The sequence below is a fragment of the Tardiphaga sp. 42S5 genome, from assembly GCF_034044155.1.
Classification (GTDB): Bacteria; Pseudomonadota; Alphaproteobacteria; order Rhizobiales; family Xanthobacteraceae; genus Tardiphaga; species Tardiphaga robiniae.
Genome location: NZ_CP139027.1, coordinates 132,633 through 147,639 on the forward strand (window position 1 = coordinate 132,633; position 15,007 = coordinate 147,639).

The 15,007-nt window shown below is 61.6% G+C and carries 15 protein-coding genes; 3 read left to right on the forward strand and 12 right to left on the reverse strand.

From position 1 onward, the window contains the following. Positions 1–92: 92 nt before the first annotated feature. Positions 93–1,253 (forward strand): patatin-like phospholipase family protein, encoded by a 1,161-nt coding sequence (locus SFY93_RS00630; RefSeq protein WP_320445689.1) that lies wholly within the window; start codon positions 93–95, stop codon positions 1,251–1,253. A 243-nt stretch (positions 1,254–1,496) separates the two neighbouring features. On the opposite strand, the gene SFY93_RS00635 is transcribed toward SFY93_RS00630, so the two are convergent. From SFY93_RS00635 to SFY93_RS00670, 8 genes are all read right to left on the reverse strand, one after another. After that, positions 1,497–3,125 (reverse strand): inorganic phosphate transporter, encoded by a 1,629-nt coding sequence (locus SFY93_RS00635; RefSeq protein WP_320445690.1) that lies wholly within the window; start codon positions 3,123–3,125, stop codon positions 1,497–1,499. Positions 3,126–3,261: 136 nt separating this feature from the next. Then, positions 3,262–3,939 carry a hypothetical protein gene (locus SFY93_RS00640; RefSeq protein ID WP_320445691.1) on the reverse strand — a complete coding sequence of 226 codons (678 nt, stop codon included), beginning with the start codon at positions 3,937–3,939 and terminating at the stop codon, positions 3,262–3,264. Positions 3,940–4,042: 103 nt separating this feature from the next. After that, positions 4,043–4,291: a hypothetical protein gene (locus SFY93_RS00645; RefSeq protein ID WP_068729285.1), complete on the reverse strand. Its 249-nt coding sequence runs from the start codon at positions 4,289–4,291 to the stop codon at positions 4,043–4,045. 114 nt (positions 4,292–4,405) lie between these two features. After that, the gene (locus SFY93_RS00650; protein ID WP_320445692.1) at positions 4,406–6,463 is read right to left on the reverse strand and encodes an ATP-binding protein; all 2,058 of its coding nucleotides are present in this window, start codon (positions 6,461–6,463) and stop codon (positions 4,406–4,408) included. Beyond that, entirely contained in the window at positions 6,460–7,956 is a 1,497-nt protein-coding gene (locus SFY93_RS00655; protein ID WP_320445693.1) for an ATPase domain-containing protein, read from the reverse strand. The genes SFY93_RS00650 and SFY93_RS00655 overlap by 4 nt, the downstream gene beginning before the upstream one ends. An 81-nt stretch (positions 7,957–8,037) precedes the next feature. Beyond that, positions 8,038–8,811 carry a thioesterase family protein gene (locus SFY93_RS00660; RefSeq protein WP_320445694.1) on the reverse strand — a complete coding sequence of 258 codons (774 nt, stop codon included), beginning with the start codon at positions 8,809–8,811 and terminating at the stop codon, positions 8,038–8,040. Between the two features lie 24 nt (positions 8,812–8,835). Next, positions 8,836–9,804: an NAD(P)H-dependent flavin oxidoreductase gene (locus SFY93_RS00665; RefSeq protein WP_068729293.1), complete on the reverse strand. Its 969-nt coding sequence runs from the start codon at positions 9,802–9,804 to the stop codon at positions 8,836–8,838. Positions 9,805–10,036: 232 nt separating this feature from the next. Continuing rightward, entirely contained in the window at positions 10,037–10,681 is a 645-nt protein-coding gene (locus SFY93_RS00670) for a glutathione S-transferase (protein ID WP_320447657.1), read from the reverse strand. Between the two features lie 155 nt (positions 10,682–10,836). On the opposite strand from SFY93_RS00670, the gene SFY93_RS00675 reads away from it, so the two are divergent. Beyond that, complete coding sequence (locus SFY93_RS00675; protein ID WP_320445695.1) at positions 10,837–11,400, forward strand: TetR/AcrR family transcriptional regulator; 564 nt, start codon at positions 10,837–10,839, stop codon at positions 11,398–11,400. Between the two features lie 2 nt (positions 11,401–11,402). On the opposite strand, the gene SFY93_RS00680 is transcribed toward SFY93_RS00675, so the two are convergent. The 4 genes from SFY93_RS00680 to SFY93_RS00695 form a co-directional block, all read right to left on the reverse strand. Further along, positions 11,403–11,990 carry a hypothetical protein gene (locus SFY93_RS00680; RefSeq protein ID WP_320445696.1) on the reverse strand — a complete coding sequence of 196 codons (588 nt, stop codon included), beginning with the start codon at positions 11,988–11,990 and terminating at the stop codon, positions 11,403–11,405. Positions 11,991–12,036: 46 nt separating this feature from the next. After that, positions 12,037–12,618: a YqaA family protein gene (locus tag SFY93_RS00685; protein WP_320445697.1), complete on the reverse strand. Its 582-nt coding sequence runs from the start codon at positions 12,616–12,618 to the stop codon at positions 12,037–12,039. A gap of 67 nt (positions 12,619–12,685) precedes the next feature. Continuing rightward, positions 12,686–13,084 (reverse strand): phosphoribosyl-ATP diphosphatase, encoded by a 399-nt coding sequence (hisE, locus tag SFY93_RS00690; RefSeq protein WP_320445698.1) that lies wholly within the window; start codon positions 13,082–13,084, stop codon positions 12,686–12,688. Positions 13,085–13,234: 150 nt separating this feature from the next. Further along, the gene (locus tag SFY93_RS00695) at positions 13,235–13,666 is read right to left on the reverse strand and encodes a hypothetical protein (RefSeq protein ID WP_320445699.1); all 432 of its coding nucleotides are present in this window, start codon (positions 13,664–13,666) and stop codon (positions 13,235–13,237) included. A gap of 235 nt (positions 13,667–13,901) precedes the next feature. On the opposite strand from SFY93_RS00695, the gene SFY93_RS00700 reads away from it, so the two are divergent. Continuing rightward, entirely contained in the window at positions 13,902–14,975 is a 1,074-nt protein-coding gene (locus SFY93_RS00700; RefSeq protein ID WP_320445700.1) for an ABC transporter substrate-binding protein, read from the forward strand. Positions 14,976–15,007: the final 32 nt, after the last annotated feature.

The window sequence follows — 15,007 nt, forward strand, 5'->3', positions numbered from 1 at the left end:
GCATTCATCGAAATTGCTATTTGTCACAACGCCGTCACTGCTCATCTGAATTCTGCCGCCAACATCATGTGATCGTTGAGGAGAACACCCAGATGGATGCCCGGACACCCGATTCAGACATGACGGCCGAGACCGGCTGGCGCCCCGACCGCTGCGATCGTGTCGCGCTGGTGCTGCAGGGCGGCGGCGCCCTCGGCGCCTATCAGGCCGGCGTGTATCAGGCGCTACATGAGCAAGGCATGGAGCCGGACTGGGTGTGCGGCGTATCGATCGGCGCGATCAATTCGGCGATCATCGCCGGCAATCCGCCGGAAGACCGGCTGGAGAAGCTGCAGATATTCTGGGACCGCATCACCGCCCGCAAGGTCTGGCACTACACACCGGACGGCGACGTCTATCGCAAGGCCCGCAATCTCGCGAGCTCGTTCATGACCACGACCCTCGGCCAGCCCGGCTTCTTCAAGCCGCACGAGGTCAATCCGTGGTTCAGCCCGGCCGGCGCGAAGACGGCGACGAGCTATTACGACACCTCGCCGCTGCGCGACACCCTGCTCGAACTGGTCGACTTCGATCTCATCAACTCCCGCAAGACGCACTTTGCCGTCGGTGCGGTCAATGTCATCACCGGCAACTTCCTGTACTTCGACAACAAGAAGGAAGTGATTGCGCCCGAACACGTGATGGCATCAGGCGCACTGCCGCCAGCTTTGCCGATGGTGAAGATCGGCACCGATCATTTCTGGGACGGCGGCATCGTCTCCAACACGCCGCTGCAGCACCTGCTCGACCAGGAAGACAGGATGAACTCGCTGGTGTTCCAGGTCGACCTGTTCAGCGCCCGCGGCGTGCTGCCACGCGATATCCAGGAGGTTCTGGCCCGGCACAAGGACATCGTCTACTCGTCCCGCACCCGCCACAACACCGACATCTACCGGCGCATGAACAATCTGAAGTCGGAGCTCTACAAGGTTTTGCAGCGCATTCCCGACGACCAGCTTAGCGACGAGGAGCGCACGCGGCGTGACAGCCTGTCGGATCTGCCGGAGATCACCATCCTGCAGATGATCTATCAGCAGAAAGCCTATGAGGGCGATTCCAAGGACCACGAATTCTCGGCGACCTCGATGCGCGAACACTGGCAGAGCGGCCTCGACGATACCCGTCGCACATTGAAGCGCCGCGACTGGCTGGCGCTGCCGGAGCAAGGCAAGGGCATCGTGGTGCACGACGTGCATCGCGAGAGCAGTTCGTAGGACATATTATTCGTCATTCCGGGGTGCATGAAGGCGGCGAAGCCGCTGAAATGCGAGCCCGGAATCCCGAAGTGTTTTGCAAAGCATTCTGGGATTCCGGGTTCGCGTGCGCGAAGATGCGCACACGCCCCGGAATGACAGCGTTGTTCGATAAAAAAGCCCGCGCAGATGATGCGCGGGCCATTTCTTTTCGCGGTTTGAAAGAACGAGGCCGCTACGTTTCCGCAGCGGCCTCGTCTGTTCTCAGAACAACTGGCTGAACAGCACGTAGAGACTGGCCGAGAGCATGATGGCGCAGGGCAGCGTCAGCACCCAGGCCATCAGCAGGTTGCGGATGGTGGCCATCTGCAGACCCGAACCGTTCGCGGCCATGGTGCCGGCGACGCCGGACGACAGCACGTGAGTGGTCGAGACCGGCAGACCAAACACGTCGGCCGCGCCGATGGTGGCCGCAGCCACGAGTTCGGCCGAAGCACCCTGCGCATAGGTCAGATGCGTCTTGCCGATCTTCTCGCCGACGGTGACGACGATGCGCTTCCAGCCGACCATGGTGCCCAAACCGAGCGCGATGGCCACGGCGATCTTCACCCAATCCGGGATGAACTTGGTCGCGGCATCGAGCGAGCCTTTATAGGCATTGAGCGTCGCGACATCTTCCTTGTTGAGGTCGTTTTCCTTGTCCTTCATCAGGAAGCGGATGGCTTCCGATACGAGATACATGTCGTTACGGGTGTTGCCGACGGATTCCGCGGGCACCTTGTCGAGTGTGCCGTAGCTACGGACCTGATCGCCGACCTGCTGCACGAGAACGGCGAGCGACGGATAGGTGCCTTCGCTGATCTTGCGCTGCGACACATAGGTGGTCACCGCCGGACGGGGATCGCCGATGATGCTATGGCCGGCACCCTTAGCTGCGATCACCTTTGCCGCCGCGATGGAGTTGACCTGGAACTGGGCGACACGGGATTCTGGCAATGCGCGGTTGAGCGCATAGGCGGTCGGCACGGTGCCGATCAGCACCAGCATGATCAGGCCCATGCCCTTCTGACCGTCATTCGAACCATGTGCGAAGGACACGCCCGTGCAGGTGGCGATCAGGATGCCGCGGATCCACAACGGCGGCGCCTTGTTGCCGTCCGGTGCTGCGTACAAAGCAGGGTTACGCACGAGGAATTTCAGCACCAGCAGCAGGATGGCAGCGCAAGCGAAGCCGAACAACGGCGACAGCAGCAGCGCATAGCCGATTTCGGTGGCCTTGCCCCAATCCACACCCGAGGTGCCGTCACGGCCGCGCATCAGCGCATTGGCGATACCGACGCCGATGATCGAACCGATCAGCGTGTGCGAGCTGGAGGCCGGCAGGCCGAGATACCAGGTGCCGAGATTCCAGATGATGGCTGCGATCAGCAGCGCGAACACCATGGCAAAGCCGGCGCCGCTGGAGACCTGCAGGATCAATTCCACCGGCAGCAGCGAAACGATGCCGAAGGCCACCGCGCCCGTGGAGAACAACACGCCGAGGAAGTTGAAGAAGCCCGACCACATCACGGCGAATTCCGCCGGCAGCGAGTGGGTGTAGATGACCGTGGCCACCGCATTGGCGGTGTCATGGAAGCCGTTGACGAATTCGAAGCCGAGCGCGATCAGCAGCGCCACGAACAGCAGGAGGTAAGGCAGGTAGCTGGTAACGCGGGTGCCGGTGGCATTGACGTCCACATAGATGCTGTAGGCGACGAACAGGAGGCCGGCGGCCAGGATCCCGAAAAACAGGATCATCGTCAGCGGGTTAAAACCCTTGTCGAGATTGGGCCGCGACGCCGGCTCAACAGCCGCGCCTCCGGAAATGGATTGATTGGCAGTGAAATCGGTCATGAAACGCCCCCGTTACAGGTTAAGAGGCGTTAATCTCTGCACCATGGATGCGAAGCCCGGATGACAGGCGCGACAATTTGTCTGTTACGGGTTGTGACAGTCCCGCGTCACCGATGCGGCCGGTATATGACAGGAGTCAGATCGCCGAGGCGACCTTTTCAAGCCCGATCATGCGCGCCAGTGCCCGGACTTCGCGCTTCTGATCCTCACGCAACTGAAACAGCAACGGCATCGCAGCGGACTTGAGCTGCTGCACCTCATCGCTATCGGGATCGATCGGCGGCGCGACGGCTGACGGACTGGCCTGCTTGGTCTCGTGGATCCTGCGCGCCACGTTGCGCAGCGCCGCTTCGACGCCGGGCCAGTAGGATTCCTGCGACGCGGTCAGATTGAGCCGGCTCTTGATCGCCGAAATCTGCGCATCGCTGAGCAGCGTATAGGTCTTCTGCACTGGCTTGGCGGCGGCCTTGGGCTTGGCGGTCGGCTGCGGCACCACGATCGGGGCAAGCACCGTCGAACCGGGCACTTCGATCGGACTGTCGGATGCAAAGGCCTGGCGCAACGGACTGACGTCAACGCTCGGGACCTGCTGCGGATCGAGCGACGCCATCATGGCGCCGGCCAATGGCAACTTGTCTTTCTTGCCTTGCGTATTGGAAACCGGTCCGCGCGACATCGCGACCGAATTTTGCGCGGCACTGTCGTCATATGACAGCGACAGCGATGGGATGCTATCGCGACCGAGGATGCTCGCAACAGCCACGCCGGTCAGCAACAGGCAGCCCAGCACAAGAAGGGTCAGCGCACGCGTCAAGCCAGTCTCCGAAATTCAGGACCACCAGAGGTACCTGTCCTCACAAATGGAGATTAATTAAGGCCTAACCATACCGCAACGGTGCGATAATACTCACAGAGGTTCAGGCGGCGTTGGCGAGAACATAGGCTTCCTGGATGTCGCTGACGATATCGGAGGCTTCCCACAGCGCATCCGGGGCGACCGATTGCATGCTGATGGTCCAGTTTGCGCCCTTTCCGGCGCGGGGCGTGCTGACGATGTCGAACTGCACCTCGCGGCACAGCGGATGACGGCCGAAAGCTGCGGCCACGCGTGCCTTGATCTCCTCGATCGTGGCCGGCGTCTTCGCGAAATAGGCTTCGATATCCATGATGGCCCCTGAATCGGTTGATTCCCGATCAGGGCATTGTTGGTTCCACAGGATTTAATGAATGGTTAATTTCGCTGCGCCGCGAGCAGATTGATACCACCGCTGCGGGGAGGCTCAACCCAGCAGTTGATCGAGCCGATCCCGGAGCTGATCCTGATGATACGGCTTGGCAAGCCGCGGCAGATCGACCTGAGCGCCTTCGGGCAAATCCGCATAGCCGGTGGCGAGCAGGATCGGCAGCGATGGCCGCATTTCGCGGGAATAAGCCGCAAGCTCGATGCCCGTCATGCCGGGCATCATGTGGTCGGTCATCATCAGATCGAGCGGCTCGTCGCTTTTCAGAATCTCCAGCGCATGCCGCCCCGAATTCGCGGGGATCACGCGATGGCCGAGATCCTCCAGCATCTCCGTCGTCGACATCGCGATGAGGGGATCGTCATCGACAAACAGGATCACGGCAGAGCGCGCGGCATGGCGCATGACATTGGCCGTATCGGCGGCCTCCGGCTTCCTGTCGGTGACCGGCAGCACGAGGGTCGCCGTCGTTCCCTTGCCGACGACGCTTGAGAGATCGAGCGTGCCACCAAGCTGCACAGCCAGACCATGCACCATGGACAGACCGAGACCAGTCCCCTTGCCGAGCGGCTTGGTCGAGAAGAACGGTTCGATCGCCTTCTTCAACGTCTCCGGCGACATGCCGGCACCATTGTCGATGATCGACACCTTGAGATAGTCGCCGGGCTTCAGAATCGGGTCGCCCTTGCTGACCCTATGCTTCTTCACTTTGATATCGATGGAGCCGCCGTCCTGCATGGCGTCGCGCGCATTGATCGCGAGATTGAGGATGGCGAGTTCGAGCTGATTGGGATCGATCTGCGCCCGCGGCAGATTATCGGGAATATCGAGATGCAGCGCCACGCGCGGCCCGAGCGAGCGCTCCAGCAGATCGCTCATGCCGCGGACCAGCGCACCGAGATCGACGGCCACGGCTTTCAGATCCTGCTGCCGTGCGAAAGCCAGTAGTCGCTGCGTCAGCGAGGCGCCGCGTTCGGCGCCCTGCATCGCGCCATCGACAAGACGCTTCAGGCGCGGATCATCCGGCATGCGCTTGCGCAGCAGATCGAGATTGCCCATCACCGCCATCAGCAGATTGTTGAAGTCATGCGCGACGCCGCCGGTGAGCTGGCCGATGGTCTCCATCTTCTGCGCCTGGCGCAGTTGGTCCTGCGCCTTCTCGCGCGCCGCAACTTCCTTCATGAGGTCGTTGCTGCGTTCCTCGACGCGCTGTTCGAGCGTCGCCGTAAGCTCGGCAAGCGCAGACCGCTCCGCCGTCAACTGCTCCAGCAAGTTGTCGCGATCGATATCGGCAGACTTCCGCGCCGTGATATCGACGGAGACGCCGACCAGTGTTTTCGGCTTGCCGTCAGGCCCTCGGACCATGCGCGCACGCGTCTCGACCCAATGCACCGAGCCGTCCGGCCAGATATTGCGGTATTCGACATTGTAGTCCGCGCCGGCCATCAGCGTCGCATCGAGCGCCTGCTGGCGTTGCTCGCGATCATCGGGGTGAACCGCGGCCTGCAACTCGCTGAACGTGAATGACTGATCCGGCCGGCGGCCGAAGCATGCCTTGGTCGTATCCGAGACCTCAAGCCGCAGTTCGGGCAGATGCAGTTCGAGCGTCCCAAGCCGTCCCGCATCGAGCGCCGTCTGCAACAGTCCCTGACTGTCGCCGAGATCTTCGAGAATGGCACGCGTCTGATATTGACGCCGGCGCGCGCGGACGGCCGAACCGACGATCGAAATCAATGTGGTCGGGTGAAACGGGCGCTCGATGAACGTCACATTGCCGAGTAACTGTCCGAGCCGCGCGGCATCCGGATTGCGCTCGGGACCCCCACCCTGCCGCGTCAGCAGGACGATCGGGAAATCGGACCACGACGGCTGATCATGCAGCCAGTTGCCGAGACCGCGCAGATCGACGGTCTTGATCGCCTCGTCGGCGATCACGGCAACACCCGCACCACCCTTGATCTCCTCGAGCAGCGACAGGAAGTCCTCGCAGGGCTGCGCGTAAAAACCGGCTTCGCGGATCAATGCCGCAGCCACCGCAGAATCGCGCCCTGTGGGAGCAAGGATGACAGCGCGCTCGGAGGAACGCCCCGGTTTCACGCTGGGGATCCCTCGAGCAGAGAACTTTGACCGTTGTAAATGGGTACGCCGCGCAACACGCCCTGGAATTCGCTGAGCGGCGCGCCGATCGTGAGGCCTCGCCCGTCAATCCGGTATTCGCGAATGGTCGACTCATGCGCGCCGGTTCGCTTCTTGATCACAGACATCGCGCGGCGAACGCTGCCGCGTGCCTCGAAGTAACGGAGCAGGATCACGGTATCGGCGAGATAGGTGACGTCCACCGGCGCCTTCATATCGCCGACGAGGCCGTGCTGCGCCACCGTCATGAAGGTCGCTGCGCCCCTGCGATTGAGATATTGCAGCAGCTCATGCATGTGCAGGATCAGCGAATTCTCTTCCGGCATCGAGGCCTGATAGCCATTCAGACTGTCGATCACGACGGTCTTGATGTTGTGCTCGTCGATCTGACGACGGACGCGATGCGCAAATTCACCCGGCGACAATTCGGCGGCATCAACCTGCTCGACGAACAGATGCCCGCTTTCCTGCATGGCGGCGAGATCGATTCCGATCCCCTTCATGCGATCGAACAGCAGTCCAAGCTCCTCATCGAAGATAAACATGGCCGCCTTCTCGCCGCGCTTCACCGCTGCGACCACGTTGACGATCGCGGTCAGCGATTTGCCCGTGCCCGCAGGCCCAAGGATCAATGTACTCGAACCAGTCTCGATCCCGCCGCCGAGCAGTTGATCGAGCTGCGCAATGCCGCTCGACTTGGTCTTGCGATCCATGCTGTTGCGGAATTCGGATGCGACCAGCCGAGGAAAGACGTTGAGGCCGCCCGTGGTGATGGTGGCATCGTGGTAGCCGCCGCGAAACTTGACACCGCGATATTTGATCACCCGCGCACGCCGACGCTCGGCGCCGTAGGAGGGCGCCAGTTCTTCCAGCCGCAGCACGCCATGCGCGACGCTGTGCACTGTCTTGTCGGCCACTTCCGCCGTGAGGTCGTCGAGCAACATCACCGTCGTGCCGAATTTTGCGAAGTAATGCTTGATAGCCAGTATCTGGCGGCGATAACGCAGCGAGCTCTGCGCCAGCAGCCGGATTTCGGACAGGCTGTCCAGCACGACCCTGGTCGGCTGGGTGCGTTCCACCGCCTCGAATATCTGCTTGGTGGTTTCGCCCAGTTCGAGGTCGGACGAATAGAGCAGGCTCTGCTGCTGATCCTCGTCAAGCAGGCTTTCCGGCGGCAGGAGTTCGAAGACTTCAATACTTTTGTCGAGAGTCCAGCCATGGGACGCTGCGCCATCGCGCAACTCACTATTCGTCTCGGAGAGCGTGATGTAGAGACACTTCTCTCCGACCCGCGCGCCCTCCAGCAAGAACTGCAACGCGACCGTGGTCTTGCCTGTCCCCGGCGCGCCTTCGACAAGAAAAATGTGACCTCGGGAGAATCCGCCGGAGAGGATATTATCCAATCCCCAGATGCCGGTTCTGGCTTTATCGTCCTGCACGTGCGTCGAACTCATACTGCCCCCTGACGCGCGATAACCGGGGCAATATCAATCGGTTCCCTGTCCAGGACAAAAATTCTAAAAGCGCGGCGGTCGTCAACGTTTCTCAATAACCAGGCTCTGCACTGCCCGGCCGAAATAACCATTGATATCGGCGAGCTTCGACGCAGCAAGACCGGCGCCATCCGGCCCGATCCAGCTCTCCCCGTCCAGCAGGATCCAGTCGCCCACCGGGGGACGCGACAGGCTCACGGTGAGGTCGGCATTCAGGAAGGTCCAGTCATCGAAACTCAGCACCGGTGACGAGCCGTTGCTGAAGTCGGCCGCGATAACGGCGCGCATCACCTGCGAGAGGCCGGCGCCTTCGACGATCGGCCGGTTGGCCCGGTACCAGATCGCGCCCGGCCCGAGCGACAGGAAGCCACCACGAACAGCGCGGATGGTCATGCCGGTGACGAAGGGACTGCTGGCGTAGCGCGGCTCCAGCAATCCGCCCTGATCCGGCGGCGGCACCGTGACCGGCGGATCAGTGACCTCTGGCGGCAGCGGCTGTGCCTCCGTCCTGATCTTCAGCACCGTCGCACGCACCACGACGGTGCCGTTCGCCATGAGACGAACGCCACACAGCTGGATCTTGCGACCCTCGCGCAGCACTTCCGTCTCGAAAGTGAGCGGCGCCACCGGCACCGGTCGCAACAAGTCGATGGTGACACGCGTCACATGCATCGGGCTTGCGGTGGGCATCTGCTCGGCAAGCCACGTCACCAGCGCCGATGGCGCCGAGCCGTGCTGCATGGTCTCGTTCCACGGACCCGCAGCATGCGGGCTGGTGACGACATGGTTGCGGTCCACGCGATAGATGGCGTCCATCAGATCGGTCTTCTCAATGCAGGATCAGAGCGGCGGATCGATCGCTTCGTCATATTCCTTCTTGAAGCGCGCAACGAGCTCGGCCACCGGCACGACCTTCGACACGCTGCCGATGCCCTGGCCGCTGCCCCAGATTTCCTTCCAGGCCTTTGGCTTGGCACGCTCGCCACTGGCGTCGGTGCCAAAATTCATCTTGGTCGGATCGGACTCCGGCAGATTGTCCGGATCCATGCCGGCGGCGACGATGGACGGCTTAAGGTAGTTGCCGTGAACGCCGGTGAAGAGATTCGAATAGACGATGTCTTCCGAGCCGGAGGCCGCGATCATATCCTTGTAGCCCGGCACCGCATTCGCTTCGGTGGTGGCGATGAAGGCCGAACCGATATAGGCGAAGTCGGCACCGAGGATACGCGCGGCGCGAATGGCGCGACCGTTGGCGATGGCGCCCGACAGTGCGATCGGACCGTCGAACCACTGCCGGGTCTCGGCGACGAACGCGAGCGGCGAAATCTCGCCAGCATGACCGCCGGCGCCTGCCGCAACGAGAATCAGGCCGTCAGCACCCTTCTCGATCGCCTTGTGCGCGAAACGCTGATTGATGACGTCATGAAACACGATCCCACCCCAGGCATGGGCCGCCTGATTGAGTTCTTCACGCGCGCCAAGCGAGGTGATCATCATCGGCACCTTATGCTTTTCGCAAAGCGCCATGTCCTGCTCGAGCCGGTTGTTGGACTTGTGCACGATCTGGTTGACCGCGAAGGGTGCGGAGAGCCGATCCGGATGCGCCTTGTCATGCGCGGCGAGTTCTTCCTTGATCCGGTGCAGCCATTCGTCGAGCAGCGCCGCCGGACGCGCATTCAGCGCGGGAAACGCGCCGACGATACCCGCCTTGCACTGCGCGATGACGAGATCCGGCACCGAAATGATGAACAGCGGCGAACCGATCACGGGCAGCGACAGGCGGTTCTTGAACAAAGCCGGCATCGACATGGGAAATTCCTCGACTCTTTTCTTGATTTGTGCGCGATCCTGCGCGCCTGCCCCGGTCGATCCGGGTGCGGGCGGACGATGCCAGAAGCGTGGGGCGGATGGCAATTGCGCTGCGGGAGAAAAAGCCGGACCCCGAGCGGCGTTCGTCCGGTACGCGGAATAATGGGGCACCACATTATCCAGGTGGCGCCCCATTATCAGGATGACTGATCGATTGTCGGCAAGCGCCCCATCAAGCGGGTGCTGACATCGTCACACGGTTTTTGACGCTGGGACGCTCGTTCATCCTTGCGTACCAGGCGTGGAGCGCCTCGTACTCCGCAGGCACCTCCAGCTTCACGAGACCGGCGAAGATCAAACCGCCGATTACCGTGATATCGGCCATCGAGAAAAAATCGCCGGCGATGAACGGCTGCTTTTTCAGTACCCCGTCAAAGTACGCCATTCCCCTGAGCGCCTTGTCGCGCTGGCGGAAACCCCACTCGGCATTTTGATAGATCTCGACGTGGGGTCCGAGCCCCGGTGTCGCGTGATGGAAATAGACACTAATGGCGTCGAGCAACTCCAGCTCGGCACGCTTGCTCATCATATGAATCAAGCCCTTCTCGCGCGACGTGGCGCCGGTGAGCGTGGGGGAGCCGTCAAGTCCGTCGAGATACTCGGTAATGGCCGTGCATTCGGCAATGAAAGTGCCGTCGTCGAGTTCGAGCACCGGCAACGTGCCTGAATAGTTCTTGGCGAGGAATTCGGGCTTCTTGTGCTCGCCTTTGGTGAGATCGACCGACACGAAATTGATGCGCGATCGAAGATTCTTCTCGGCCACAGCAATCCGGACGCGCGCCGGGTAAGGCCCTGTGCTCCAATCGTGAATCGTCATCATCGGCAGCTTTGTTGCGTCACCATTAGTGATCTGAGTGCTCATCATTTCTCCTACCTATCAGTTGGTAGGCTGGATTTACGGCTTTGATTTACCGGCGTCAACGCCTATCTATCACTTGGTAGGCTACAAACACGGGGTTGTGAGACCGGGATATGAGTTCGAATTCCAGGGAAGCCATCCTGGCGGCAGCGAAACTGACCGCGCAGGCCCATGGCTATAGCGGCCTGAATTTCCGTGATCTCGCGGCAGATGTGGGCATCAAGGCTGCGAGCATCTACCATCACTTCCCGAGCAAGGCCGATCTCGGCGCCGCCGTCGCCAGGCGCTATTGGGAGGACTCGGCCGCCTATCTGGAGACGCTGCTGGCCGAGTCCACCGATCCGGCCGCGTGCCTGCGCCAATATCCCGGCACGTTCCGCAAGGCGCTGGAGAGCGGCAACCGCATGTGCCTGTGCAGCTTCATGGCCGCCGAATATGACGACCTGCCGGAGCCGGTGAAGAAAGAGATCCGGACCTTCACTGATATCAATGTGGCATGGCTGAGCAAGGTTCTCGTCGCTGTAACCGCGCTGAGCCTTGAGGAGAGCGAACCGCGCGCGCGCGCCATCTTCGCCGCCATCACCGGAGCCCAGCTGATGGCAAGAAGCCGCGCGGATGTCTCGCTCTATGACGCGCTCATCGAGAGCTATCGCGCAGCGGGTCTGTTGCCCGCATAGACCTACTGGCAGAGCGCCTGGGTGACGTAATTTTCCGTCTTGCAATCGCCCGGCTCCGGCGCACGGCCGGGGATCATCGCCCTGGGCGAGCAGCTTTGCGCGGCGTCGGTGTCGAGGCTCTTGCCGTCCTTGAAGCCCTTGCTCTGACAGAGCTTGTCGGAGGCCGCCTTGCAATCGGGTGCGCCATTGGCAGCGACCGGGCAAGCGACCCGCCCCTTCACCACCGTGTTCAGCTTGGTCAGGCTGTCGGTGCCGAGCGACGGCATCGCGGGCAGCGATGGCAGCAGCGAGGTGGAATTCTTGAACAGCTTGCCGATTTCGTTGAACAGGCCGGGATTCTCGGGCGCCGGCGGTGGTGACGGCGGTGGCGCCTGTTCAGCCATCGGCGCCGGCGCGAAAGCCGCGGCAGGCGGGGGTGCGGCCGAGGGAGCCGGGACAACCTGAATCGTGATCGACTTCTGCGGTGCCGGTTGCTGCTGCATCGCCTGCGACCAGGCGCACATCGTAGCTGCGCCCACGGTCAGCACCGCGATCGCAGCGACGACGCAGTTGCGGGTTACCGGAGCCAACAGACGGGTCAAATCGAACATGGTGCGGAACGTATCCCGGCACCTGCGCCGGGGGAAGCATCCAGATCTAGAACATCCGGAATGCGATGATGAAGCCGAGCACCAAAACGCCGACGCCCAGCGCAACCCACAGACCCAGACGCTTCTCGATGGTCTCGCGAATCCACACGCCGTACCGGTTGAGCAGGATGGCGACGACATAGAAGCGCACGCCACGGGCAACCACCGACAGCGCGATGAACATCCAGATATTATAGTTGGCGAAACCTGACGTGATGGTGACAAGCTTGTAGGGGATCGGCGTCAGCCCCTTCAGCAGGATGATCCATGCGCCATATTCGGCATAGCCGGCGCGGAATGCCTCGACCTTGTCGCCATAGCCATAGAAATGAATGACCCATTGGCCGACGGAGTCATACAGCACCGCGCCGATGAGATATCCCACCACACCGCCAAGCACTGAGGTAATGGTGCAAATGCCCGCATAGAGCCAGGCCTTCTGTGGCCGGGCCAGCGCCATCGGAATCAGCATCACATCCGGCGGCACCGGAAAGAACGAACTTTCCGCGAAGGACACGATGCCCAAAATCCAGAGGGCATAAGGCTTGTGGGCGGCGTCGATACACCAGTCATACATTCGTCTGAGCATGGTTCGCGATGAACCATCCTGACGCCGATTTGTCTATGGCTGGGCTGACACGCGCGAGACGAAAAGCTTAACTCAACTTGCGAAGGCGACGACCTTCGAGCGCGACAATTGGCCGCCGCGCAGCGCTTTGCTCGATGGATTTGGGCCGTTTCGGCGGTTTCGGGAGCTTTTCGGCGATACCGAGCATGTCTTCACGCCGGCTCATCTCGGCCCAGACCTGCTCAGGACGCACGCCCGCGGCCGCCCACAATACAGTCAAATTGTAGAGAAGATCGGCGCTTTCACGGATCACGGCGTCCGGTTTGCGGTTGATCGCATCGATGACGACCTCGATGGCCTCCTCGGCCAGCTTCTTCGCCATCTTTTCCGGTCCCTGCTGATAAAGCCGGGCCGTTCGCGAGACCAACGGATCGAGATCCTTGGCCGCGATCACCGCCTGATAAAGCCGGTCGAGCGAATCACTCATGCAACTACACTATCCCAAAGCCGTGGCCAGCGCGTTAACGGCTGGCATTCAAGTGTCTGCAACGACGTCAAAACGCCGGCCGCAAGCGCGACCGGCGTTTGATAGTTAAGTGACAGTTGCATGACGGAATAAGTTGTGACCGATCGCGAACTACCAGGTCATACGACGCGAGTTGTCATAACCATGTCCGCCGCCGTAGCCGCGATACGGTACGCCACCGTAATAGACAGGACCGCCGTCATAATAGGCTGGGCCACCGCCGTAGTAGCCGTAGGCCGGGCCGTTATCGTAGTAATAGTCGCGACGGCTCTGCGTGGCAGCGATTGCGCCAATGGTACCGACGATGGCGCCAAAGGCCGCAAGGCCGGCGGCATTGCCGCCACCGCGATAATGGCGACGACGGGCGCTGCTGAAGTCGGTCGCATCGCTGGTGCCATGAGTTGCAACAGCCTGGCTCGTGCTCTTGGCGACAGGCGCTGCGATCGCTCCGGTCGGCGCAATTGCCGAGATGGTCATGGCCGCAACACTCGCCACGATGGCGGCGCGGCCAGTCTTATTAAACAATCCATTTCGTACGAACATCTCAATGTCCTCCGTGGTCGTCTGGCCCTGTGGGCCTCTGTATAGCCAACCACTTCGGCCACTATGGGTTCCCCAACCCCAACGGGAGCTGAACGATCGGTGTCCAAATCGGGGCAGTCATCTCCCGTTCAGCCTTTTACGGTTAGAAACGACGCGCAAGATGTCGCACCATGGCGCCATCAATCAGACATGCCCGGCGGGGTAACTGCCGGTCCGTCAGTCGTTAAGTATCTTGATGCCCAGAAACCCGACCAACATTTCCCGGCGGCATGTCCTCCTCTCGCTGAGTGCGCTGGGCTCCGTCGCTTTTTGCGCATCATCGGGACAGGCCGCCGACGACAACAAGGCAGCTGACGACAAGACACCGACCAATATGCAGTTTGCGCTCGATCGCGCGGTCGATGCGATTGCCGCCCCCTTCGTGCTGGCCGATGCCCGCGGCCTGTACCGGGCCGAGAACCTGAATGTAACCACCACCGTCGCCGCAGGATCGAAGGAGACCATCGCGCGGGTCGCCTCCGGTGCCTGCGACATGGCGCTGGCCGATCTCAATGCGTTGATCCGCTATCGCGGCGAGTCCGATGCCGCAACGGTGAAAGCCGTCTTCGTGCTGCTCAATGTAGCACCCTACGCCATCGTCGCCCGCAAGAGCCGCGGTGTGATCTCGCTCGGCAGCCTTGAAGGAAAAGTGCTTGGGGTCGCTGACCGCGATCTCGCAGTCCGGCTGTGGCCGGCGCTGGCCAAGCGCAACAACATCAAGCTTGCAGCCGTGAAGCTGGAGAGGATCAGCGCTGCGGTGCGCGAACCGATGCTCTCGGCCGGTCAGGTCGATGCGGTCACCGGCTTCTCCTATCTCTCGGCGGTCAACCTGCGCGACCGCGGCGTCCCCGCCGATGACTTGGCGGTGTTTCGTTTCGCCGAGTTCGGCTCCGCCGCCTATGGCCTCGCGCTGATCGTCAATCCGAAATTCGCTGCCGCCAGACCTGAGGCCGTGAAAGCATTCATTCGTGCCGTCACCGCCGGGACGCAGTTGGCGATCCAGGACCCGGCCAAGGCGATCACCGACGTCATGACCCAGATGGAGAATGGTTCGCGCGAGCTCGAACTGACGCGGCTCCACATTGCCATTACCGACAATATCCTGACCGACGACGTCCGCCGCGACGGGCTGGGTGGCATCGACGCCGCGCGCTTTGAGGCGTCACTCAACGAGATCGCCGAAGATTTTACCTTCAAGAAGCGCCCCTCAGGCGCGGACATCTTCGACGACAGCTTCCTGCCGGGCTCGGTCGGCCGCAAGATGAATTGAAGAAGTTCAACTGAACAACTTTTCCCGAAGCT